Genomic DNA, 23964 nt, shown 5'->3' on the forward strand with positions numbered 1-23964 from the left:
ATTAATTTGTTATTAAAACTGCAAGTGAAATTAGTACCGAGGCGATGCTTATATAGACACCGGCATTTCGGTTGTAACTCGCCGATTGCATTTGAGCACCATTGGGCTCTATATACACTACATCATTCTGCTGTAAATAATAAAAAGGGGAATATATTACGTTTGGATCTGTTAGATCAAGATACTCATGTACCTTCTTACCATTTTCCTCTCTCATCACCAAAACATTGTCTCTTCTGCCGTAGATGGTTAAGTCACCGGCAAAACCAAGAGCTTTAGGTAAACTTAAATACTCATCCCGAACATCAAATGTACCGGGCATCATTACTTCACCAAGAACACTCACCTGGAAATTTACCAATCGTACGTTCACAATAGGATTCTGAACATATTCCGAAATTTGTTTTTTTAATTTTCCAGAAAGTTCCTGCCGGTTCAGTCCTGCTACAGAGACCGTACCTAGAACAGGAAACTCAATATTACCTTCTGAATCTACTAAATAAGTTTGTAACTGTTGTCTACCATTTACCGAAAGTCCTCCTAACTCAGCACCACCTTGTGGAACTCCAATTACCGGTAAATTAAAAGGCATTGCCGCTTCCTGTTCCGCAGCCGACACGCTAATAGTTAAAAGATCATTATGCTTTATACGAAGACCTTTGTTTTGATTTTCTTCTAAAGCTTCACTAGCTTCGTCCATGCCCTGGAAGTATACAATTTCCTTTCTGGACACACATGAAGAGACCAGAAGAAAGCTTATAAATGTTAAAGTAAATAATTTGGGGTACTTCATGTTTTTCAAAATTTCTGCGAAGTTAAGTTTTTTCAATCGTTAAAAAAATGTGAAAATAAATTATGCGTAGGATTTAACCTGCTGGATCTGATTCGCCTTTTTTCTTAATCCTCCAAATATGAGAACTACTAAAAGTGCGATTACTGAGATAGCGATTAGTAAGTAATCATGTAACAAGTAGTTGCTAAGAATTATAAAACTGGCAATTATAAAGATATTAAGTACAGCCAAACTAAAACTAGCTTTGAAATGAGAAAGTCCTAAATCAAGAAGGATATGATGAATATGATTTCGATCTGCTTCAAAAGGACTTCTGCCGTCAATTACTCTTAAAATCATCACTCTTAATGTATCGAACAACGGAATGAATAATACTGAAGCTAAGTAAACCAGCCTCCCATTATTTAAATAAGCGACCTTGGAATCAAACGGCAACGCAATCACTTTTAAAGTAAGACAGGCTAATACTAATCCTATAATTAATGAACCAGAATCTCCCATAAAAATTTTATTCTTCCCTCTTGAAAAGTTAAATCTTAAATATGCCGCCAGAATACCGGCAACGGTTACGCTAATCAGAACAAAATAAGGATTGCCCGATGAATAAAAGGCTAAAGCAAATGCAAGACTCATTACTATTCCGGCCATTGAAGCCAGGCCATCTATCCCATCAATTAAATTATAGGCATTTATAACGGCTACAACTATTAATGCACTTATAAAGTATCCAATTACTTCAGGAACCTCATAAATACCGAATAAACCATGCAGACTGGTGATTTGTAATTCCGGAGAAAAAACGAGGAAGAAGGCAGCACTTAATTGTCCAAAAAGTTTTACCCTGGCTGTAGAAATAACCAGGTCATCTTTTAAGCCCACCATAAACAAAAGAGTTGCAGCGACAATCAAATGATTACCAGTAAAGGTAGTTTTTACACTTTGCAGAACAGAAACAATTAAAACCAAAACCATAAAAAAGGCTACGCCCCCAAAATTAGGAATCAGTTTATCATGAGAACTTCTCTCATTAATAGTTTTCATAAGATTCTTTTCCTTAGTAACCCATAATACCTTTGGTATAAAATAAAATGTAGCCAGGAAAGCGATCCCAAAAACGCATAAAACAAAGAACAGATAGTTGCTTCGAAATAATCTCAGGATTACTTCGTGATCAAGGATGTTCATAAAGATTTGGTATTTAGGTCAGTATGATAAACCTATTGATAGGGCAAGAGGCTAATTAAGATTAAACTTTGCTTTAATAACTTCAAATATAAACTCCGGTGTAGAAATTAAATTTCTTGCAGCCAATCTTTTTGGCTCCTTCAGAAATCGAGGCAGCCATTCTAAACCGCACTTGATCCAAAATTTTGAAGGGCGTTTTACGGTACCGGCATAAAAATCAAACACAGCGCCAATAGAGCAAATAATATTTGCATTAAGTTCATCATTGTTTTGATAGACCCACTTTTCTTGTTTTGGAGCTGTCATACCCACAAACAGAACATCAGGTGAAACCGCATTAACCTTATCGCACATTAAATAATTATCGTCTTCGGTGAAAACCGGTTTATACGGTGGTGAAAAACTATGAACCTTGACATTTGGATATTCCTTTGCAGCTTTTTGATGAATTTTTTCTAAGGTTTCCGGAGCAGCTCCTAAAAAAAAACATGTCCCCCCGGTCTCATTTAAATGCTCCATTAAATTCAAAAAGAGATCATAACCTGCAATTTTTTTAATTTTTTTACAGTTTAAAATTCTCGATGCTATTACAATTCCAATTCCATCAGGAAGCAATAGGTCACTTTCTTTAAGAGCCATTTCGAAATCAGAATCTTTTTTTGCAACACAATAGGAATGAGGATTTATTGTATTTACTATAGTCTTCTGATTGTTTATAAGACTTGGGTAATTGGACGCAATTTGATATCCTAATAAATTCATTTAGTACCTTTCAAACTTTTATCGTGTTCTCGCTGTTCAATTTCAGTAAATCGATATTTTATATGTTTAGCTGGGTTTCCTCCTACAATGCTAAAAGGCTCAACATCTTTCGTAACAACAGCTCCGGCCGCCACAATGGATCCACGTCCTATTTTAACTCCACTCAAAATGATTGAACCGTAACCAACCCAAACATCGTCTTCTATTATCACTTTTGAATTTAGCCCCTTCCACGAATAAGAATCATCTCTAATTTGGGATGCTAACCTTATTGGCACCCCGACTTGTTCGTAATGATGGTCATATTTTCCAACTAAAGCAACATTATTTCCGAAAATAACATTATCACCAATTTCTGCATTACATTCAATTTGAGAGTAACGTCCTATATAAAAGTTCTCTCCGATGGTAATGGAATTTTTCGCCCATAAACAAACTCTTCTACCAGCATGAAAATTTTTTCCAATCTCATAGCTTTTCCATAGAATTGTTTTTAAAAAATAGAGTCGAATGTTTTTTAAACACTTAATTATCATCCCTCTAAAATAATTTAGCTTTAATTTCATTTAAAACTAATTTTCTTCCTTGAGATTTCAAGAGTAAATTAAGCCTGTATTTCAATTTGTACCCTTTAGAAAAGTATTTTAGGAATCGACCATCAAAATCCTGTAAATCAATTATATTACTAAAGTTAAATGAATGACATTCTGAGTAATCAAGGCAAGCTTTGTATGCTGAAATTGTTCCACAGTGGGTGCCCGTATTATTAAAGCCAATATTATTTACCTTAGATAATAATGGGAAAGCAGACTTCTTATTTAAAAGATAATTTGAGAAGACCCACCTTATATACCAAGAATTATTATCCCCTCTTAGAGATCCTAATAGCATATTTTTAACGTCATCACCATTTTGACAAATAAAGTTTTCCATTAAGTTGGAATCACCCTCTATTCTCTCTTTTATTTTAGTTTTGTTAAATAATTGCGAATCCCACCTATCTGACCAAGTTGCCCACCCCCAAGGAAAAGCCCTTGAATGATAATATATCCCATCATTATTCAAATTGATTCCATCAATTTTAGGTGAATAACCGTTTATTGCGTAAATATCTTTCCTATCCTTGTAATAGTTTAATCCTTCATTTAGAAATGATAAAAAATTTCCGGTGGTTTGTAAGTCATCTTCAACTACAATTACTTTCCCGTACTTCTGTACAATGTCTGTAACTCCTTCAATAATTGAGTTAGCTAACCCTTTATTGACTGTAGATTCCTGAATAATAATGTGATTAAATCCTTGAATTCCTTTCAAATATTCACGAACTTCTTGAACTTTTAATTCTTCTTCTTTATTACGAGGGCCATCTGAGAATATAAAAAGATCACTTTTGTACGCTAAATTATTTTTCCTTAAATATTGAACAGTCCTTTTTGTCTCTCTAAGGCGGTTGAATGTAAATAAGCAAATTGGCGCTAACTGTGACATATCTATGCTATCCGGTGGTATAAATTAGGAAATAACATTTTGGCATATGCTTTTAAAGCAAACACCAGCCATTTATGCCCCCAAAAATTTTTTCGAAATATTATATACTCCTTGATATTTAAACCACGAGGAGAATGCATCAATTCCCAGCGTTTTTTAAGGGGGGTATCTGGGTTACACCATTTTGGGATGCCTTCATTAGGCAGACAGGTAGCTGAATATTCTTTTGTGGTGTAGCACATAAAACCCTCTTTAGCCGCACGCAAACCATAATCAAAATCTCCTATTCCGTGTGTATAATCTTTCGACAGGTTGCCAAGTGTTGCATGGATAGCAGCAGGTACGAGTACTGCATTTCCGTTTAAATATTTACATTTCTGGACTATACCGTTTGGAATAACCGGCCCTTTTTCTGTTCTTCCCCCGTATGAGAAGATGTTTATATTCTGATGCGTCCTACAGGCAGCAGTTATAATAACTTCGTTGGATTCCAAAAATCTCGCACGTCTATAAGCATCAATAATTTTTGCTAACCCGTTGTGGTCTAAAATGGTGTCATCATTTAACCAAAGGTAATACTGGTAATCCCTTCTATGCACAGCTGTATTCCAGGCCAACCGCATGCCCTGGTTCCAAAAAAGAGAACCTGTTCCTTGAAGTACCCGAACCGCAGGGAATTTCCTAGATACTGCTTCAGCTGTACCATCTGTCGACCCATCATCAACCAGATAAGCTTCAATAGAAAATCCAACAGGAATATGGCTTTGAAAAAGTGATTCCAGACATTTTAGAGTTTTCTCTTTCCTATTGTGGCAGGTAAGCAGAACCGCTATATACTTCATATCTAATATTATCTACAAAAAACTGCGTTTTAATCGACTCAGGAATAAAGAAGAGTCCCAAAAAAATTGGGAAATTTAAAAATGACTCCCCTTGTAAGCATAAAAGTATAACTAGGGTGAAAATTAGAGATTCATAATTTTTTGAGCCAGCTTTAAATCCTTTATATATTTTATACAGGTAGGTAAGAAAAAAAAGAATTCCAACCTTTGCTATAAAATCCGACATTCCATTACCCATTCCAGAAGCGAATTCTTGATGCCAAGGAGCTTTACTAAATCTTGTAGATTGATGGAGTCCCCATCCTGTCAAAGGTCTTTCTTTAATATACTCCCAATCAAACACTAACGATCCAAACCTATTAATTTGCCAATTTCCCTCATCATTAGAAACTGCTTCCATTTGATGTAATATTTTACTTGATAAAAAATCAAATTTTTGAAAACTTCGAACAGTGATAAATGCCACCAAGGGAATTAGTAGAGGAAAAATCAGCTTCGCATACTTCGAATTACCTTGTATGTAAGATTTCCACAATACAATAAGTCCTAAAATGGCCGAACAAATGTAGCCTGTCGTAGAAAAAGTGGAAATAACTCCTACGAATAAAATTATATAGTACTTGGTAAAATTCAAATTATACTTTCTCCATTCTGAAATTAGTAAAATAAGTGCCAGAATTATATATCCTGAAAAAGCTCCAGGTTCCCAAAAAAAACCAGCGTTCCGCAAATCCATGAAATTATGGACACCTATATTGTGCCTGATCTCCCCCGAAACACCGAATAAATTTTCTAAAGGTGAAAATAATTTGTAAAACGAAGGTAAAATAACAGAGGGAAGAAAAAATATTAGGCTTAATAGCACCAAGTTTTTAATGCTTTTCACATAGAACAAGGAGAAATCAGCAATTCCAGTAAATAAGACAAAACCAATATAAAGTTTAATTATGAACCCTATATAAGTAGGCAAATTCAAAATTTGAAAATGAAATATTTGAAGAAGAAAAATTATTGCAAAAGTAGAGACCAGAATTAAAAACGAATTTAATTTTACTATCAGTCTCTTTCTATAAAGAAAGGTTAGATAGATAGCAAAAATTATTAATAGTAATTCATAGCTATCCTGCTTGGTAAAAACCTGATTACCTGATAGGCAAAGACCTAAAATTACATTGAACTTTGCGAGGAAATTAGCTCTATTAAATTTCATTGAACTAATTTGTGATAAACCGGAGCAAACAAGGATTTTATTATTTGCCTTCCTCCATAAAGTCCAATATTAATAAAACCTATTTTTTTGGTGAGATAAGAATAGCATAATTTAAAACCCTCAGAATTTTTGTTTCTAATATTGCGTACAGCCAGTTCAGTTATAATTTTCTTTCTATAAGAATTGCAAAATTTATCGCTATTGGATTTTCCCATTATGTCGGTTAAATAAATTTTCCATTTAGATAAAAACTCTTCAATCACCTCTATTCTCCTCGAAACATCAGTGACCATACTTTCTTTTTCGTCATATACGAAAGTCTTAGTTAAAGGCTTATCGACTCCCTCACATTCAAATCCGGCTTTTGACATCTTTAACCAAAAATCATGATCTACAAAAGACTTTAGGGATTCATCATAACCATTAATTTCTCGAATGAGGGATAATTTGTATAAACCACTTGAAGGTATAGTGGAAAGTTTACCAAATTTTATATTTTCCTCAATTTTTCCTTGCATTACTGGTTTATGGTAGAAAATTTTATTTAGACTTCTGTTTTCAATGACACAACCGGAATATACAACTGCTAATTCACCCCTATTGTTTCTTGCTTTTTTAAACGCCTCTAGTCTCTCTTGAATAGAGTTTTCTTTCAATTCATCATCATCATCACAATGAGCAAAATATTGCCCTTTAGCTACTTTAATGGCGGAATTTCTCGCTGCAGCTAATCCTTTATTTTTTTCATGATTAATGAGTTTCATTCGACTATCTAAGCATAAAATTTCTTTTTCAAGTACTTCCTTAGTATTATCGGATGAGCCATCATTAACAATTATTAATTCAAAATTTTGGTGAGATTGAGAGAGAATAGATTTAACTGTATTTCTTATTAATCCAGCTCTATTGAAAGTTGTTACACAGATTGTTACTGAAGGTTGTTTCATAAAAAAATTAGATTTACTTTTTTTAAAAGGTTTTAAAAAGCACTTTACTCCAAGGAATTCTTTGTTGTAATAATATCAAAGAATGTTTTTTTTTTGTTAAAGGTACTTAATGATTTTTGCAGGGACACCTCCAATAAGTATATTACTTTCTGAGAAGGACCTTGTTACAACAGATCCGGCAGCGATGACAACATTGTTCCCTGTAATTCTTACACCTCCCAATATTATTACTCCGGTGCCAATCCAACAATGGTCACCAATAACTATATTTTTATCTAGGTGTATATCTTCAATAGGATGATTTTTTTGATTTAGCCATTTATCTAGATCATAACCTGAAGTCATTAATTTAGCGAAAGAGCTAATTGTGCAATAATCCCCAATAGTTATCTTAGCTTCTTTCCTCGCGTTTAAAAAGCAATCCTCATTTATTTTCACTTCTTTTCCCAATAAAATATTTTCCACCCCCCTGATCATAGGTCTTTTTAAACCATAAAAAATAGCTGAATCCCCACCAGATCCAAAGTTCTTTCTTAAATATTTTCTATATGATCTTGTATAGATACGTTGAAAATAGTTCAATGATTTTATCCAAAACATAAAAAAGATTTAATAGGCCCACCCAAAACGGATATAATTTTTTAGCGAGCTTACAATGCGATTTAGCCCTAACTTTGGATACTTAATGAAAGTTTTTCTATATTTTAAAATTAAGTATATATTCGCCTTAAGGGTTTTATTCAAACTCTTCAAATTAACATTTGTCGTAATTCTATCTTCACCAAACTCATTCACTGCAGTAGTTATATCTGAAGAAAAGTGGACGTTATAACCATATTTTATTATGCACGTCCTATAAAACTCACTGTCAATACCTCTTGGCATCTTAATATCAAAACCTCCTACCCTTTCTAAAATACTTTTCTTGGTCATTACTGTTGGAGTATAGATAATTCCATTACCAGAAAGAATATGTTTTATTAAGTCCTTAGGCTCAGAGATGATCTTATCTTTAAAATTAATTTCATCAGAATAACATCTTACACTAGTGCAAGAAATAGCAAGATTTCTGTTTTTTGGATTTATAAATATGGAAATCTGTTTCTTTAGCTTGTTTGGATCCAACCAAAAATCATCATCATCCATTGTTGCAATATATTCACCTTTTGAATTAGTCCACGCGGTATTTCGGGCTGCTGGTAACTTTTTATTTACATCATGCCTAATTACCCTAATTCTAGGATCTTTTCTTTTCAAGTCATTCAGAACTTCCTGAGTTTTATCAGTTGATGCATCATCTACAATAATGATCTCTAAATTTCTATAATCCTGACTAATAACTGATTCTACACATCTTGTTAATAAGTGTGCTCGATTATGAGTTGTTATATTTACACTAATTAATGGTTCCTTTACCATTTTTTATAAGGTATTACTAATTTTATTTGGTCTAAAGTTTTATTATTAGAATATTTTAAGAACAAAATTATCACTAAAAGATAGGTTAACGTAAACGTAAATAACAGAATAATCAATCTACTCAAACCTGGGTCCAAGTACGTTCTGAATATCAAACCAGTCAACACCATTACAATCACAAGAATAAAAACGAGGGTATAGTTCCCAAGTAGGGATTCTATAGAAAAATTTAAATACTTTTTTAAATAGTATATATATGTTGTAAAAAACATCAAATTGGAGAATAACACTGCAATAGATAGTTTTACTAATGTAAAGTTATAATAAAGCATTAGGCATCCGCTCATCAACGCTATCAACCTTATAACTGAAAGTTTAAAAGACAGGTTAGGTCTACCAATTCCATTAAATAACCCCGTATTCGGAATGCATAATCCCCGGAAAATAGTTCCTAAAGCCAAAATTTTTAATGGCATAATCATTGGTAACCAATTTTCGCCTAATATTTCTTTCACGAAATCTTCGCCTATAAATATTAGAATTATTGACAGAGGAACAATTATTAGATATAGAATTAAACTAGATCTTAAATATGCGCTTCTTGTTCTTTCAAGGTCAAATCCTATTTTAGCAAACGCAGGAAAAAAAACACTCCCTAAGGCCTTTCCGATTTCTATTATAGGTTTATTTGCGATTGTGAATGCTAATGTATATATGCCCAATTTACTAGGCGATAAAGCTTTGGCAGCAATAAATGTGTCCAATTCCATCGAAAAAAATGCCACAACGCTACCTACAAGTATCCACTTACCAAATTGAAACATTTTTTTAAATTGATTTTTGTTAATTCTAATTGATGGGCTATATGGCATTAAAAAATAGGACACAACCATCTGAACAAAAGAGCCAAAAATTGTCCCGTAGACTATTGCCCATACATTCTGTATTACAATTGCAAGAGGAATAGTAATAAAAAGAGGACCAATTAAATTTGAAATTTCAAAAATAAACTGTTTCTTAAAAACCAGTTCTTTTTGCAGGTATATTATTTTTATACTTGATAGACTTTTAATTAGTGGGACAAGAGCAAATGCTCTAATAATATTAATAGCCTCTGTCTTATTAAAAAAATCTGCAATTAATGAAGAAGAAAAAAATATAACAGTGAAAATGATGAGGCCTCTTAACACTTCAGCCGTAAAAGCAGTATCTAAAAATTTTGAAGTATTCTCTTCGCTTTCTTGAATTAAGGATTGTTTAATTCCAACTTCACTTAAGGCCGAAAGAAAGGAAATAGTGATAATCCCTACCGATACAAGACCGAAATCTTCCGGGCTCAATATTCTTGCAAGAATTAAGGATGTAATAGTGGAAATCCCTCGGTTTGCCATTTTGAGCAAAATCATCCAACTACTACCTTCTAAAACTTTGAGAGTTAGATTTTTTTCTTTTTTAGCTTTTATCATCTTTAGTTCATAACTTAATTAGTTCTGATGATAATTTTCATACCAGCTGATAAATTTTTTTACACCGCTATTAATGTCTGTAGCGCTTTCATATCCCATTTCATTCAGTCCCTTAATATCTGCCCATGTTTGAGGTACATCACCAGGCTGCATCGGCAAATATTCTTTTTCTGCCGTGATATCCAATGAATTCTCTATCGCACCTATGAAATCTCCAAGATTTTGAGGCGTTTCATTACCAATATTAGCTAGTCTATAGGCAGGTTTATTATCCCTTCGAGATGGAGGAGATTTCAATACAATGTTGATACCTAAAATGATATCATCGATATAGGTAAAATCGCGACTCATATTCCCATTATTGAACGCCTTAATTGGTTTTCCTGAATAATGGCCTTATTAAATAAATAGATCCCATATCCGGTCTTCCCCATGGTTCATAAACAGTAAAAAACTTAGACCGGTTGATGGAATTCCATATAGGTGACTATAAGTTTATGCCATCAACTCATTTGACTTCTTTGTGGCAGCATATAAACTAATCGGATAGTCCACATTATCATTTTCAGAAAAAGGTACTTTTTTATTTTCCCCATATACAATGGAGCTAATTGCATATAGTAAATGCCTAATTTCATTGTGCCTGCAACATTCCAGAATATTCAAGAATCCTACGATATTAGAATCTATATAAGCCTCAGGATTTTTTAGACTATAACTAACCCCAGCTTGAGCAGCCAGATTACATACTATATCGAATTGAGATTGTTCAAATAGCAATGGTAAATTTTCTCTATCTTCAAGATTGAGTCTAATAAATTTTAAATTATCCCCATGAATTGATGAAGAGGAAGTCTCATTAAAAATCTCCGCCTCACTTCTTTCAATTCCCAATTCCTTTAGTCGGGCATATTTAAGATTAACATCGTAATAATCATTCATATTGTCAAGACCTATCACAGAGTGACCATTTTTTAGTAAAGATTCACAAAGATGAAATCCAATAAACCCAGCTGCACCGGTAACCAAGATCTTCATTTTATACAATTTCGGTAACTAAATTCTTTTTTGTTTGTTGCCCTGAAAGTCCAATTGCAGATATATTAAAGCCAATCTCTTTTAACTCCATAATATCCAGAATTTTCCTTCCATCAAATATAAATGCAGGTTTCAACATGGAATAATATACTCTCTGCCAATCGAGTTTCTTAAACTCATCCCATTCTGTTAGAATCGCAGTAGCATGTGCTGCATCTGTAGCTTCTTCAGAAGTTCTAACCACCTTTAATAATTTTCTATTATCTGCTTCATTTCTTGTCCCCAAATAATCCAGATCCGCATAGATCTGCTCTTGAGTAACTTTGGGATCATACACCACAACCTCAGCCTGTTCATTGAGCAGGTAATCGGCTACATAAATGGCTGCAGACTCCCTGCTATCATTGGTATCCTTCTTAAAGGCCCAACCCAATATGGCAATCTTTTTACCGGAAACTGTATTAAATAAAGTCTTCACAATATTAGCTGCAAATCTTCTTTTTTGGTGATCATTCATGATGATCACCTGCTCCCAGTAATCGGCTACTTCATTTAGCCCAAAAGACTGTGCAATATAAACCAGGTTGAGAATATCCTTTTGAAAACAGGATCCTCCAAAGCCTACAGAAGCTTTAAGAAATTTAGAGCCAATCCTGGAGTCCATGCCTATTGCTTTAGATATTTCGTTTACATCTGCACCGGTATGTTCACTAAGCTCGCTCATAGCATTGATACTGGAAACACGTTGAGCAAGAAAAGCATTGGCGGTCAGCTTTGATAATTCAGAGGACCAGACATTGGTAGTCAGAATCTGTTCCTTTGACACCCAGTGCGCATATATATCAACCAGTGACTGCATGGCCTCTCTTCCTTCTTCAGTATCCAAATCGCCACCTATCAAAACCCTATCTGGGTCCAAAAGATCTTTAACTGCGGTGCCTTCTGCCAGAAATTCCGGATTTGAAAGGATCTGAAAATTTACACCGTTACCGGTATTTTCCAGGATGCTCTTTAAAGCTTCCGCAGTTCTAACCGGAAGGGTAGATTTTTCAACGATAATTTTATCGTTGATCGCTAACCTGGCAATCTGGCGTGCACAAAGCTCGATCCATTTAAGATCGGCAGCCATACCCTTACCAATTCCATAAGTTTTGGTTGGCGTATTTACCGAAATAAAGATCATATCTGCTTTATTGATGGCAGCATCTACATTGGCAGAAAAAAACAAATTTCTGCCTCTAGCTTCAGCTACTATATCTGAAAGTCCTGGTTCGTAGATCGGGATATTTTCCACATTATCGTCATTCCAGGCGGCGATCCGCTTTTCGTTGATGTCAACAACAGTTACATTAATATCGGGACACTTTTGTGCGATGACCGCCATAGTAGGTCCTCCTACGTAGCCAGCGCCGATACAACAGATGTTTTTAATTCTCATTTAACCCGATAGTTAACCAAAAGTTCTCGATACACTCTCCTGTAGTAGAGTAATCGAACTGACGGTTGTTTTTATAATTTTACTTGTTTGAATTTTTTCTGGTTATCCAAGAACCAATGATAGGTCATTAAGATACCGGTTTCCAGATCTATTGAAGCTCTCCAGCCAGCATCTTTCATCTTTTCTACATTCATCAGCTTACGCGGAGTGCCATCAGGTTTTGAGCTATCCCAGATGATCTCTCCCTTATGACCCACTATATTTTGTATAGTCTCTGCAAGTTCCTTTATTGTTAGATCTTTTCCAGTACCTACGTTATATAGATTTTCAGATAATTTATTTTCCAAGGCAAAAAAAACTGCATCTGCCAGGTCATCTACATAAAGAAATTCCCGCATAGGGCTTCCTGAACCCCATAGTTCTACAGGTGCATTATCATTCAGCTTGGCTTCATGGAATTTCCTGACCATCGCGGGAAGCACGTGGGAAGTCCTTAGATCAAAATTATCATGACTACCGTAAAGGTTTGTCGGCATCAGGCTTACATAATCTTTTCCGAACTGTTTTCTTATTGCTTCACAAGCTTTAACTCCGGCAATCTTAGCAATAGCATACCATACGTTGGTAGGCTCCAGGCTATCGGTAAGCAAATATTCTTCCTTCAGCGGTTGGGGTGCATATTTTGGATAGATACATGAACTACCTAAAAAAATAAATTTCTGAACGTTGGCTTTATGAGAAAAATCGATCAGGTTATTCTGGATTTGTAGGTTCTCCATCAAAAACTGGTAAGGATAGTCATTATTAGCAAGAATACCTCCTACCCTGGCTGCTGCATCAATGACCACTTCAGGTTTTTCGGCTTGGAAAAACTCCTTGACGGATTTTTGATCCCGAAGATCCAATCTCTTTGAGGTTTTACCAATCAGATTAGTGTAGCCTTCAGCCTCCAGTTTTCTCCAGATGGCTGAACCTACCATTCCTCTGTGGCCGGCGATGTATATTTTGGTTTGCTTACTTAGCATATTTTATTTTCTGTTAAGAGACCCTGAAACAAGTTCAAGGTGAAGTGTGCTGTTTATTCGAAATAGTTCATGATACGATAACCCCCTTCTTTTAAATACTGATCTTTTTTCATCAGCTTTAGATCGCTTTGCATCATATCTTTTACAAGCGCCGGAAGATCATATTCCGGTGTCCAGCCTAATTTCGTATTTGCCTTTGTAGCATCTCCTATTAAAAGATCAACTTCGGTAGGACGGAAATATTTTGGATCAACTGCCAGAACTTCCCTTCCGGTTTCAATTTTATAATCCGGGTTCGAACAGGACTTCACATAAGCTTTCTCATCAATACCTTCTCCATTGAACTCTAATTCTATCCCAGCTTCGGCAAATGCCATTTTTACAAAATCCCTAACGGTAGTGGTTTTCCCGGTAGCGATCACCCAGTCTTCGGCTTCATCTGCCTGCAGGATCATCCACATCATTCTTACGTAATCCTTGGCATGCCCCCAATCTCTTTTTGCATCCAGATTCCCCAGGTAGAATTTATCTTGTAACCCCAAGGCTATCCTTGAAGCTGCACGTGTAATTTTACGTGTTACAAAGGTTTCCCCTCGTATCGGAGATTCATGATTAAAAAGGATCCCATTACAAGCATACATCCCATAGGCCTCTCTATAATTTACCGTGATCCAGTAAGCATACATTTTTGCAACTGCATAAGGCGAACGAGGATAAAATGGAGTAGTTTCAGATTGTGGAACTTCCTGTACTTTACCATAAAGCTCCGAAGTAGAAGCCTGATAAATTCTCGTTTTCTTCTCAAGACCAAGTAAGCGAACTGCATCAAGAATTCTCAAGGTTCCTAAACCATCGGCATTACCGGTATATTCAGGAGTTTCAAAAGAAACGGCTACATGGCTCATCGCAGCAAGATTATATATCTCATCTGGCTGGATCTCCTGTATAAGTCTTATAAGATTCGTAGAGTCTGTCATATCGCCATAATGAAGAATGAATTTCAAATTCTCTTCATGAGGATCCTGGTACAAGTGATCTACCCTATCTGTATTGAATAGTGAAGCTCTACGTTTTAAACCATGAACCGTGTATCCTTTCTTTAATAAAAACTCACTTAGGTAAGCTCCATCCTGCCCGGTCGCGCCGGTAATCAATGCTACTTTACTCATTTAATTATACTAATGCTGAATCTGATAATTCCAGCTGATTATATATTTTTTTAACATCCTGAGAATGTTCTATTGAAACTACTAAGTTAGCATCAGGTGTACAAACTAGAATTGAATTATGCAAACCTACAAATGCCGTATAATTACTGGAACCAATTATCATATTGCCATTATCATCCTTAGGATGACCTTGCTCAGATAGATAATCGTAGATGGCTTCAAAACTACCCATATCGCTCCACTCAAATGTAGAGGGCACTACCTTAATTTTATCACTTTGCTCCATCACAGCATAATCAACACTAATTGATGGAATCTTTAAAGAATCTTCGTAATTAAGTTCTCCACTTTTATTATTTAGCCAAGCCTGCCTGGATGCTTGAAAAACTTCAGGCTCACATTTCTTCAATTCTTCAAGAAATACACCAGCTTTAAAACAAAACATACCACTATTCCAAAGAAAATTTCCCGATTTTAAAAAACTCATTGCAGATTCCAAATCAGGCTTTTCTCTAAATGACACTACATCCTCACCCTTATTTTCAATATAACCAAAACCTGTTTCAGGTTTTATAGGTTTTATTCCAAATGTGGTAATAAAACCTTCTTTAGCTAATTCGATTGCTCGTTTCAAAGCACTGGTATACTCCTTACCTTCCTTGATTATATGATCTGCCGGAGTAACTAGCAAAACATCCTCTGGCTGGGATTCAAAAGCTGAAAAAGCGATGGCCGGCGCAGTATTACGAGGTGTTGCTTCAATAATATTGGTGTAAGAACCCTTACCAAGTTTTTTCAAACATTGCATGGAAAGGCTATTATTATCTATATTCCCAACAACAGTTAATTTTGAGGAAAAAGATTCATTTCTTTTTACTGTAAGCTCAAATAATGAGCATCCACCAAAAAGGTTAATATATTGCTTTGGACTTGACTTTCTTGAAAGAGGCCAGAGCCTACTTCCAACACCACCGGTGAGTATAACGTGAATAATATCAGACATTGAAATATTTTAAGATGAAAATAGGGCTCCGCCGACGTGAGTCACAGAAAGACTCTCGTTAGGAAATTTTTGTAAAAACCTGATAGGAAAAAATTATTCAGAACTGAATAATTCTAATAAGTAGGGTTTAAGTTCAGGTTAAATTTAGGCCGCAAAAATACTTCACTCAATAAGTTCAATCAAAATATAAATGTTAAAATTTTAACTTTGAATTAAGAAATATTAACTACTGAGTTGCAGCCATTTTATATGACTTAATTGTTATTGAAATAACAAAGAAAGGATTGTTTTATTCCGGAGGAGAAATCCTCATCAGCCTTCTAGCCTAATTCTTTTTCAATTTTAGAAGCATCAATAGCGTATCTTCAATCATGTCCGGCTCTGTCTTCTAAATTCATTGTAATAAAAGAAAATTTCCCGAAAAGATCGCTTTTAATAATTTGATTGTAGGCAAATCCTGCGTTGTCCTTCAGACCTAGCTCAGCGAGTCTCGCCATTTTAAGCTCCTGACTGTAATAATCATTTATATTATCAAGCCCAATAACTTCATGCCCTTCTTTCAGCAGTTTACCGCATAAGTGAAAACCAATAAAACCTGCCGCGCCTGTTACGAGTATTTTCATTTAAAATTTTTCCACTGAAATTGAATAATGGCCAAAAATACCAGTTTTAGAATTTATGACTTTAAAAGATTGGGATTATTTGAAAAGATTGTAAAATGCATATCTAGATTTCTCATCAATAAGAAAAAGCCTTCAAGATATTAAACGTTCAATTAATTATAACAATTACCTTTTTGTCTTCCGGAACTAAGATCACTTCCAAATAGCTTATAACTTAAGCTAAGCATGAATTGATTTAACCTACCCTCATCAAAGTATGAAGTATTAAAATCTCCGTCGAAGCTCACCCTTTGATAATCCTCGGATGGTAAAGTGAAGTCATATCGAAGATCAATCTGCAACCTGTTCAAATTAAATTTTAATCCAGCCTGGGCAGCCAAATTACTATGATCATCAAGTAAAGGATCAGAAACACCTTCAAGGTTTTTGTTTAAAACGTGCTGATAGGCCGGCCCCGCAAATACATCTATAGAACCGTAAATATTATAACCTACCAATAACGGAACGCTAACTTTTTCAAGACTATAAACGGAAGAAAAGTCTGAAAATTCAAATACCCCATTTGCCTTATGATAGAATGCCTCAGGTCTTAACATCCATTTCCCAAAATTTAATTCCACGAAAAGTCCTCCCTGATATCCTAAATCGGATTCTGCACTGATTTGAGTACCATTACGATAAATTTCAGAGCCGTTATCGTTGAGACTATAATTGACCCCTCCTTTTAAACCGACACTGAATTCCTGAGCATGAACTGAAAATGAAGAGACAAAAAGCAGAATAAAAATGAAGAAATTAAAACTGGAATTTATTTGGGGACGAAAAATCATCAATATATAATATTTAAAGTTTTGGAGCTATTGGCTTACAAATAATTATCAAATCAACTGTATCATTTTAAACTACATCCTGAACATTCGCCGTCAAAGTCCAGCCGAGATCGTTTAGAATCAGTTTTAATTTTTTATTACCTACCTCCTTTATAATAGCTTTTTTAGTAGCCAGCTTCCCTGATTTTATCTCAACTTCATCACCTTCCTGAAGTTTACTAACTTCAAAATCACCTAACCGGTCATTATTTAACCAGGATTTTATAGCTTCAATCTCTTCTTCTTTTGCTACCGCAGGTTTTTGAAGCCATTTTAAATAACCGATAACCCCGGGAGCATTAAAAACTAGATTTCTCTCTTTATCCGAAATATTGATAAAAATATATGATTTAAAAAGTGGCACCGTTACTTTCTTCTTTCTGTCACTCCATTGCCTAACTTCAGTGATCACCGGACAATACACTTCCAGACCGTTTCTTTCAAGAAGTTGAGCAGATTTTATCTCATGTTGTGGTTTTGTACGAACTACATACCAGGGCATACTGCGATCTTTTTATAATTTCTGAATTTCTCGCAGTAGGGTTGGTGGAGAAATTTGTGTTGCAAATATCTTAATTTCTATTCCGGGTACAAAAAGGATTTATTCAATTTTCATTTTACCCTTATTAGAAAAATGGACTTTTAACTAATTTATTGTTCCATAAATAAAAAAGCCCAAACTTTTCAGTTTGGGCTTTTTGTTGGCCTACTAGGGCTCGAACCTAGACTCTTCTGGACCAAAACCAGACGTGTTGCCAGTTACACCATAGGCCAATGCTTAAATGCGGATGCAAATTTAAGACAAACTTTATTTTACACAAACTTTTTACTGAAATTTTCCTGAAAAAATCACATACTTTTTATTTACGCTTCATTTTCAGCATTTTCCAAAATAAATGCTTTTATCCAACGTTTTTAAAGCATTCAGCATTTTATTATTAAATTCGCCACTTTAGTACAACCACACGAGTATTTATGATTGATTTTAACTTTGGTAAGTGGAGCAAAATTCTGGGATGGCTGGTATTTATTATTGCTCTAACCACCTATACACTTACTTTGGAACCAACGGCAAGTTTCTGGGATGCCGGTGAATATATTGCGACTTCTGCAAATCTTGAAGTAGGTCACCCTCCGGGAGCGCCTTTTTATCAGATGATGGGAGCTTTCTTTTCCACCTTTGCTGCAGATAATACTCAGGTCGCTTTAATGGTTAATTTCATGTCTGGCTTTGCCAGCGCGATAGCAGTCATGTTCATGTTCTGGTCTATCTGTCTTTTGGTTTTAAAATTTGCCGGCCCAGTCGCCAAGCTGAATTCTTCAAAAAAAATTGCCGTTTTAGGTAGCGGACTTGTTGGTTCGCTGGCCTTTACATTCACTGATAGTTTCTGGTTCAATGCCGTAGAAGCTGAAGTTTACGCCATGGCCGCCTGCTTTATGTCGGTCATGTTCTATTTAGGCCTTCTCTGGGAGCGTGATATGTTTACCCCACGTGGAAACCGTTGGATCATTTTGATCTCTCTGGTAATCGGACTTTCCTTTGGAGTGCATTTCATGGGACTATTGACGCTGCCTGCTATCGGGTTCCTGTATTTTTTTAAGAACTATAAAAAAGTTACCGTTAAGAATTTCATCATCGCCAATATTGTAGTAGTTGCCGTCCTAATGTTCATTTTTAAACTGCTTTTACCCTACACTCTTACTTTCTTTTCGGCTTCAGAATTATTTTTCACGAACAGCCTTGGAATGCCATTTAACACCGGAACGATCGTAGCTTTATTAGTGATTATTGCTGCATTCTATTTCGGAATAAATTACACACGAAAAAAGAATTTCTATAAATACAACACACTTCTTCTTTGCGTCCTATTTGTTTTGATAGGATTTTCGAGTTGGGTGATGCTTCCTATTAGGAGTAATGCGCCAACCGTGATCAATGAAAACAGCCCGGACAACGCCCGTGAACTTCTAGCATATTATAACAGGGAACAGTATGGGGAAACTCATTTATTTTACGGACCTCAGTGGTCTGAAATGTATTCTAACCTGGATCCGGATAATCCATACGAAGATGCTAAACCTAAGTATGAAAAAGATGAGGAACTGGGGAAATACGTGATCGTAAATGACTGGAAAAATGCCAAGCAGAATCTGGATGACGATCATAAAGCGATTCTACCTAGAATGTGGAGCACGGAGCACGCCGTTAATTATATGGAATTCACCGGCCCTCTGAACTTCAAGATAAAATCTGAATATCAGGGTGAAGAGAGATTGATCCAGGCGGTAAATGATTTTAAAACCCAGTTTTCCAGGGGAGAACGTGACATGGAAGATTATCATAATTTTCTGCGCCAGATGAGCGATTACCTGGATGTGGAAAAACCAACATTTGCTGAAAATCTCGGTTATTTTCTGGAGTACCAGGTCGGCTACATGTACTGGAGATATTTTATGTGGAATTTCACCGGAAGACAGGACGATATTCAGGGAAAATATAATGACCTCCACGGGAACTGGATAAGCGGCATAGATTTCATAGACGAGATGCATATTGGAAGCCAGGACAACCTGCCTTCAGATGTAAAAAATAATAAAGCGAGAAACACTTATTTCTTCCTTCCATTATTATTAGGATTGATAGGTCTTGTTTTTCATTTGAAAAGAGATCAGAAGAATTTCTGGGTTTTGATGGTGTTTTTTCTGTTCACGGGAATTGCCTTGAAAGTCTACCTGAATGAACGCCCTTTTGAACCGCGTGAAAGAGATTATGCGCTGGTAGGATCATTTTATGTTTTTGCCATCTGGATAGGCTTCGGAGTCTATGCCATTTTTGATAAACTTCGGAATTACATCAGTCCAAAAATTCTGGCGCCTGCGGTTGTCGTTGTCAGTCTATTATGTGTGCCTACTTTACTGGCTTCAGAAAACTGGGATGACCACGACAGGTCTGGAAGGGACACAGCATTAACCATGGCTCGAATGTACCTTGATTCCGTAGATGAAAATGGTATATTATTTACCATTGGAGATAATGATACTTTTGCGCTCTGGTACGTTCAGCAGGTTGAAAAATACCGAACTGATGTTCGAATTATCAACACCAGCCTTCTGGCTACTGACTGGTATATAGATCAGATGAAACGCAAAGCTTTTGAAAGTGATGCCATCCCTTCACAGCTGGAAAATAAATTTTACAATGGTAAGAACGATGCGATTTTCTTACGTGAAGTAACTCAGGATACTATCCCGATTGGCACGTGGATGAATTATATAGAGAATGAAGATCCGCGAACCATGGCAGAATTGCAAAGTGGAGCCATGATCAATACTTTCCCATCGAGGTATGTGAGAATTCCTGTAGATAAGGAAACAGTACTTAAAAATAATATTGTTGATAGGTCTGAAGCAGATCAGATCGTAGATCACATAGATATTGCCATTGGAGACCAGATTCTTTATAAGAATAGAATTCTAATGCTAGATATCCTGGCGAACAACAACTGGGAAAGACCTATCTATTTCACCGGTGGAAGCTTTGGAGACGAAGATTACCTGTGGATGAAAGATTACCTGCAACTGGAAGGGGTGACCTATAAGCTGGTACCAATACGTACACCGCTGGATCCTCGAAATCCATTTGACATGGGTAGAGTGAATACCGAGAAAATGTACAATATTGTTAAGAACTGGGATTGGGGTAATATGGGATCAAAAGATATCTACCATGATCCTGAAACCCGTAAGAATTCAATCACTTACAGAAGTAACCTGGCCCGACTTACTGAAAACCTTCTAAACGAAGGGGATACCATTCACGCGAAGGAGATCCTGGATCTGGGAATGGAAAAAATGCCTCTAGAGTATTACGAATACTACACTTTGTTGGAGCCATTTATTACTGGTTATTATGAGGTCAATGAACCTGAAAAAGCTCGTGACATTTGGGAAAAAGTGACTAAGAAATATCAGGAAAATCTAACTTATTTCAGCAGCTGGGATGTGGAAAGACAATATATGTATGCCGATGAGATCATCACAGATATGGAACGTTATCGTGGACTGGTAGATATTATGATGGTTTATGAAGACCGTGAAACGGCGATGAAAAAGGCTGAAGAATTTAATAATTACCTGAAGTTATTCAGACATTTCTATCGAGAAGATGAGGAAATTGATGCTGAAATGAGGTCGCCACAGGAAGAGATCCTACAAGGACTTGATGGCGCTGTTCCGGTAGAAAGTCCTTTGGATAGTTCGTCTATAGATAGTCTGGAATAAAATCAATTAAATTGAACAAATCAAACTGCTCAGGATCAAAGGTTTTGAGCAGTTTTTAGTTTATAGCCAGGCTTCTAATTTGTATCTTCCTATTTGATGAACTTTTTTCTACCTAAATATCCTTCTTTATTGAAAATTCTTTATCCTGAAAGGATTTCCAGGATCGAGAATTCCAATGCCATTTACCTCACTTTTGATGACGGACCAGTTCCTGAAATAACACCATGGGTTTTGAATATTTTAAAGGAATATAATGCCAAAGCCAGCTTCTTCTGTATTGGAGATAACGTCCAAAAGTATCCTGAAATATTTAATCGAATAATTGAAGAAGGCCACATTGTTGGAAATCATACCTACAATCATCTTAATGGTTGGAAAACTAAAAAAACTGAATACCTCAATAATACTTTAAAAGCGCAGAAAGTTGCAACCAAAATCAATCCCAAATCAAGCAATTTATTCAGACCGCCTTATGGAAAGATCAAAAATGCCCAGGCAAAAGCAATAAAAAAAGAAGGATTTAAAATCGTGGTCTGGGATGTAATTAGTGGTGATTATGACAGGAAGATCAGTGAAAAACAATGCCTAAAAAATGTTATTGAAAATACCGAAGCTGGGAGTACGATCGTATTTCATGACAGCATCAAAGCCTCAACAAACCTCAAAGCTACTTTACCAAAAGTACTGGAGTATTATTCAGAAAAAGGTATGGAATTTAGAAGTCTTAAAGATGTTCTTTAAGTAAACCGATAAGAGTATTGGCGTCCTGCTCGCCACTATGCCGCCATTTCATCTCTCCAGATTTATAGATCATCAAAGTAGGAAGTCCTTTAACTCGTAAAGCTTCGGCCAACTGTGAATTCTTATCTACATCGATCTTTATCACTTTCGCTTTATCTCCCATAGCCGCAGCAACATCTCTAAGCACAGGATGCATCGCCACAGAAGCGTCGTTCCATTCTGTATAGAAGTCCAGAAGCACTGGGACATTCAGGTCTACTAATTCACCAAATTTTGACATAATTCAGGATTTATTTTCAGCGCATGGTTATTACCACGTATGCCAGCTTTAATCAAATATAGGAAATTCTTCTAATTATGCGGGTTTCGAACCTTTTTTCAATTCAATTACGCTAATTTCAGGCCAAATCCCAACTCTTCCCGGATAAGCCAGAAATCCGAAACCGCGATTTACATTGATATATCTTCCGGCCTCTTCATAAATTCCAGCCCAGTGTTTATACCTGTATTGAACCGGACTCCATTTAAACCAACCCGGAATCTCAATTCCGAACTGCATTCCGTGGGTATGTCCGCTCATCGTTAAATGATACTTTTTAGAGTTGTTCTTCACTTCCTGTTCCCAATGGGATGGATCGTGACTCAATAAGATCTTAAATTCATTATCATCTATCTCCTGCCCGGCTTTCTGAAGATCACCTGCTTTTTTAAATCCGCCGGCTCCCCAATTCTCCACTCCAACCAGCGCTATTCGTTCGCCATTCTTTTCGATATACCTGCTTTCATTCAGCATTAAATTCCAGCCCATTTCCGCATGAGTTTGCTTTAATTTTTCCAGGTTCTGAACTTTTGCTTCGGCACTTTCCCAATTATGGTAATCGCCGTAATCATGATTTCCTAAAATGGAAAAAACACCATCCGGTGCATTGATCTCAGAAAAAAGCCCTTTCCAGTTTTCCATTTCTGAAGCCTTGTTATTCACCAGGTCTCCGGTAAATACCACCAGATCGCTCTCCTGCTCTTTTAAAAGATCAACTCCATATCTAATCTTGTTCTTATTATCAAAACTACCGCTATGAATATCACTGATCTGGCTGATCCTGTAGCCGTCAAAAGCATCAGGAAGATCTTCAAAATATAAGGTATATCTCAATACTCTGAAATTATACCTTCCCTTATACATTCCATACAACAATCCTGCAAAAGGTATGGCTGCCAGCCCTATCGCAATGGTGCTAATAAATTTTCTTCGCGAGGGCATCTCAAAATTTTCTGAATTGCCGAAGAATTTTTCAAATCCTGCCATGGGAATTCTAACGATATCTTCACCAAGCATCACTATGGAAAGCACGATCTTTCCGACGAAAAACGCCAGGAAAATTCCAATTGCATACCCACGACCACCTCCAAAACCATCATTTGGAGCAGGTTGATTAAACTGATAGATTAAATTCGCTATTACAATTGCCGAGATAAAAAAGTAAATTACAGCAACCCAGATATTTTTTGAAAAGACTCTTAAAGCCTGATAAGCATATAAATCAATAACCAGGAATATGGCTATGAGGATGAACCAACGCATTGAAGAAATTTTTCACGAAGATAAGCCTTAAGCCTTTTCGATAATTACGATTAACGATAATTTAAACTGATGGTATTTTAGAC

General features: G+C 35.9%; 24 protein-coding genes and 1 tRNA gene. 2 read left to right on the forward strand and 23 right to left on the reverse strand.

Translation table 11 applies throughout. The features are described 5' to 3' along the window. Nucleotide 1: 1 nt before the first annotated feature. The 21 genes from AC2S94_RS02205 to AC2S94_RS02305 all read right to left on the reverse strand — a co-directional run bounded on the left by AC2S94_RS02205 (nt 2) and on the right by AC2S94_RS02305 (nt 18051). Nucleotides 2–793 (reverse strand): polysaccharide biosynthesis/export family protein, encoded by a 792-nt coding sequence (locus tag AC2S94_RS02205; RefSeq protein ID WP_484629881.1) that lies wholly within the window; start codon nt 791–793, stop codon nt 2–4. A gap of 60 nt (nt 794–853) precedes the next feature. Then, on the reverse strand, nt 854–1978 hold the full coding sequence (locus tag AC2S94_RS02210; protein ID WP_484629882.1) for a glycosyltransferase family 4 protein: 1125 nt from the start codon (nt 1976–1978) through the stop codon (nt 854–856). 51 nt (nt 1979–2029) lie between these two features. After that, complete coding sequence (locus AC2S94_RS02215; RefSeq protein WP_484629883.1) at nt 2030–2740, reverse strand: WecB/TagA/CpsF family glycosyltransferase; 711 nt, start codon at nt 2738–2740, stop codon at nt 2030–2032. Further along, nucleotides 2737–3306, reverse strand: coding sequence for an acyltransferase (locus tag AC2S94_RS02220; RefSeq protein WP_484629884.1), 570 nt, complete (start codon nt 3304–3306; stop codon nt 2737–2739). Before AC2S94_RS02220 ends, AC2S94_RS02215 begins: the two co-directional genes overlap by 4 nt. Further along, the gene (locus AC2S94_RS02225; protein WP_484629885.1) at nt 3281–4228 is read right to left on the reverse strand and encodes a glycosyltransferase family protein; all 948 of its coding nucleotides are present in this window, start codon (nt 4226–4228) and stop codon (nt 3281–3283) included. Before AC2S94_RS02225 ends, AC2S94_RS02220 begins: the two co-directional genes overlap by 26 nt. Before the next feature lie 2 nt (nt 4229–4230). Then, nucleotides 4231–5070, reverse strand: coding sequence for a glycosyltransferase family 2 protein (locus AC2S94_RS02230; RefSeq protein WP_484629886.1), 840 nt, complete (start codon nt 5068–5070; stop codon nt 4231–4233). After that, the gene (locus AC2S94_RS02235; RefSeq protein ID WP_484629887.1) at nt 5033–6280 is read right to left on the reverse strand and encodes a hypothetical protein; all 1248 of its coding nucleotides are present in this window, start codon (nt 6278–6280) and stop codon (nt 5033–5035) included. The genes AC2S94_RS02230 and AC2S94_RS02235 overlap by 38 nt, the downstream gene beginning before the upstream one ends. After that, on the reverse strand, nt 6277–7227 hold the full coding sequence (locus AC2S94_RS02240; RefSeq protein WP_484629888.1) for a glycosyltransferase family 2 protein: 951 nt from the start codon (nt 7225–7227) through the stop codon (nt 6277–6279). Before AC2S94_RS02240 ends, AC2S94_RS02235 begins: the two co-directional genes overlap by 4 nt. Nucleotides 7228–7323: 96 nt before the next feature. Beyond that, nucleotides 7324–7827 (reverse strand): acyltransferase, encoded by a 504-nt coding sequence (locus tag AC2S94_RS02245; protein ID WP_484629889.1) that lies wholly within the window; start codon nt 7825–7827, stop codon nt 7324–7326. 9 nt (nt 7828–7836) lie between these two features. Further along, nucleotides 7837–8646 (reverse strand): glycosyltransferase family 2 protein, encoded by an 810-nt coding sequence (locus AC2S94_RS02250; RefSeq protein WP_484629890.1) that lies wholly within the window; start codon nt 8644–8646, stop codon nt 7837–7839. After that, nucleotides 8640–10112: a lipopolysaccharide biosynthesis protein gene (locus AC2S94_RS02255; protein WP_484629891.1), complete on the reverse strand. Its 1473-nt coding sequence runs from the start codon at nt 10110–10112 to the stop codon at nt 8640–8642. The genes AC2S94_RS02250 and AC2S94_RS02255 overlap by 7 nt, the downstream gene beginning before the upstream one ends. Before the next feature lie 18 nt (nt 10113–10130). Then, on the reverse strand, nt 10131–10463 hold the full coding sequence (locus AC2S94_RS02260) for a hypothetical protein (RefSeq protein WP_484629892.1): 333 nt from the start codon (nt 10461–10463) through the stop codon (nt 10131–10133). Between the two features lie 144 nt (nt 10464–10607). Next, nucleotides 10608–11150 carry a GDP-mannose 4,6-dehydratase gene (locus AC2S94_RS02265; RefSeq protein WP_484629893.1) on the reverse strand — a complete coding sequence of 181 codons (543 nt, stop codon included), beginning with the start codon at nt 11148–11150 and terminating at the stop codon, nt 10608–10610. A 1-nt stretch (nt 11151) separates the two neighbouring features. Beyond that, on the reverse strand, nt 11152–12588 hold the full coding sequence (locus AC2S94_RS02270) for a nucleotide sugar dehydrogenase (protein ID WP_484629894.1): 1437 nt from the start codon (nt 12586–12588) through the stop codon (nt 11152–11154). 71 nt (nt 12589–12659) lie between these two features. Then, on the reverse strand, nt 12660–13613 hold the full coding sequence (locus tag AC2S94_RS02275; protein WP_484629895.1) for a GDP-L-fucose synthase family protein: 954 nt from the start codon (nt 13611–13613) through the stop codon (nt 12660–12662). A 53-nt stretch (nt 13614–13666) separates the two neighbouring features. Continuing rightward, complete coding sequence (gmd, locus tag AC2S94_RS02280; RefSeq protein ID WP_484629896.1) at nt 13667–14782, reverse strand: GDP-mannose 4,6-dehydratase; 1116 nt, start codon at nt 14780–14782, stop codon at nt 13667–13669. A gap of 4 nt (nt 14783–14786) precedes the next feature. Then, a complete protein-coding gene (locus AC2S94_RS02285; RefSeq protein WP_484629897.1) occupies nt 14787–15785 on the reverse strand; it encodes a mannose-1-phosphate guanylyltransferase in 999 nt (332 codons plus the stop codon). A gap of 365 nt (nt 15786–16150) precedes the next feature. Continuing rightward, the gene (locus tag AC2S94_RS02290) at nt 16151–16408 is read right to left on the reverse strand and encodes an NAD-dependent epimerase/dehydratase family protein (RefSeq protein WP_484629898.1); all 258 of its coding nucleotides are present in this window, start codon (nt 16406–16408) and stop codon (nt 16151–16153) included. A gap of 152 nt (nt 16409–16560) precedes the next feature. Further along, complete coding sequence (locus tag AC2S94_RS02295; protein ID WP_484629899.1) at nt 16561–17238, reverse strand: outer membrane beta-barrel protein; 678 nt, start codon at nt 17236–17238, stop codon at nt 16561–16563. A gap of 67 nt (nt 17239–17305) precedes the next feature. Next, a complete protein-coding gene (locus tag AC2S94_RS02300) occupies nt 17306–17779 on the reverse strand; it encodes a UpxY family transcription antiterminator (RefSeq protein WP_484629900.1) in 474 nt (157 codons plus the stop codon). Nucleotides 17780–17978: 199 nt separating this feature from the next. Further along, nucleotides 17979–18051 (reverse strand) — tRNA-Gln (locus AC2S94_RS02305). A 201-nt stretch (nt 18052–18252) separates the two neighbouring features. Here AC2S94_RS02305 and AC2S94_RS02310 point away from each other — a divergent pair. After that, nucleotides 18253–21558, forward strand: coding sequence for a glycosyltransferase family 117 protein (locus AC2S94_RS02310; RefSeq protein ID WP_484629901.1), 3306 nt, complete (start codon nt 18253–18255; stop codon nt 21556–21558). 129 nt (nt 21559–21687) lie between these two features. Next, on the forward strand, nt 21688–22299 hold the full coding sequence (locus AC2S94_RS02315; RefSeq protein WP_484629902.1) for a polysaccharide deacetylase family protein: 612 nt from the start codon (nt 21688–21690) through the stop codon (nt 22297–22299). Here AC2S94_RS02315 and AC2S94_RS02320 read toward each other — a convergent pair. Further along, nucleotides 22283–22579: a thioredoxin family protein gene (locus tag AC2S94_RS02320; protein ID WP_484629903.1), complete on the reverse strand. Its 297-nt coding sequence runs from the start codon at nt 22577–22579 to the stop codon at nt 22283–22285. The genes AC2S94_RS02315 and AC2S94_RS02320 overlap by 17 nt on opposite strands. A gap of 75 nt (nt 22580–22654) precedes the next feature. Further along, the gene (locus tag AC2S94_RS02325) at nt 22655–23881 is read right to left on the reverse strand and encodes a metallophosphoesterase (RefSeq protein ID WP_484629904.1); all 1227 of its coding nucleotides are present in this window, start codon (nt 23879–23881) and stop codon (nt 22655–22657) included. Between the last annotated feature and the right edge of the window lie 83 nt (nt 23882–23964).

The sequence above is a fragment of the Christiangramia pacifica genome, assembly GCF_057221535.1.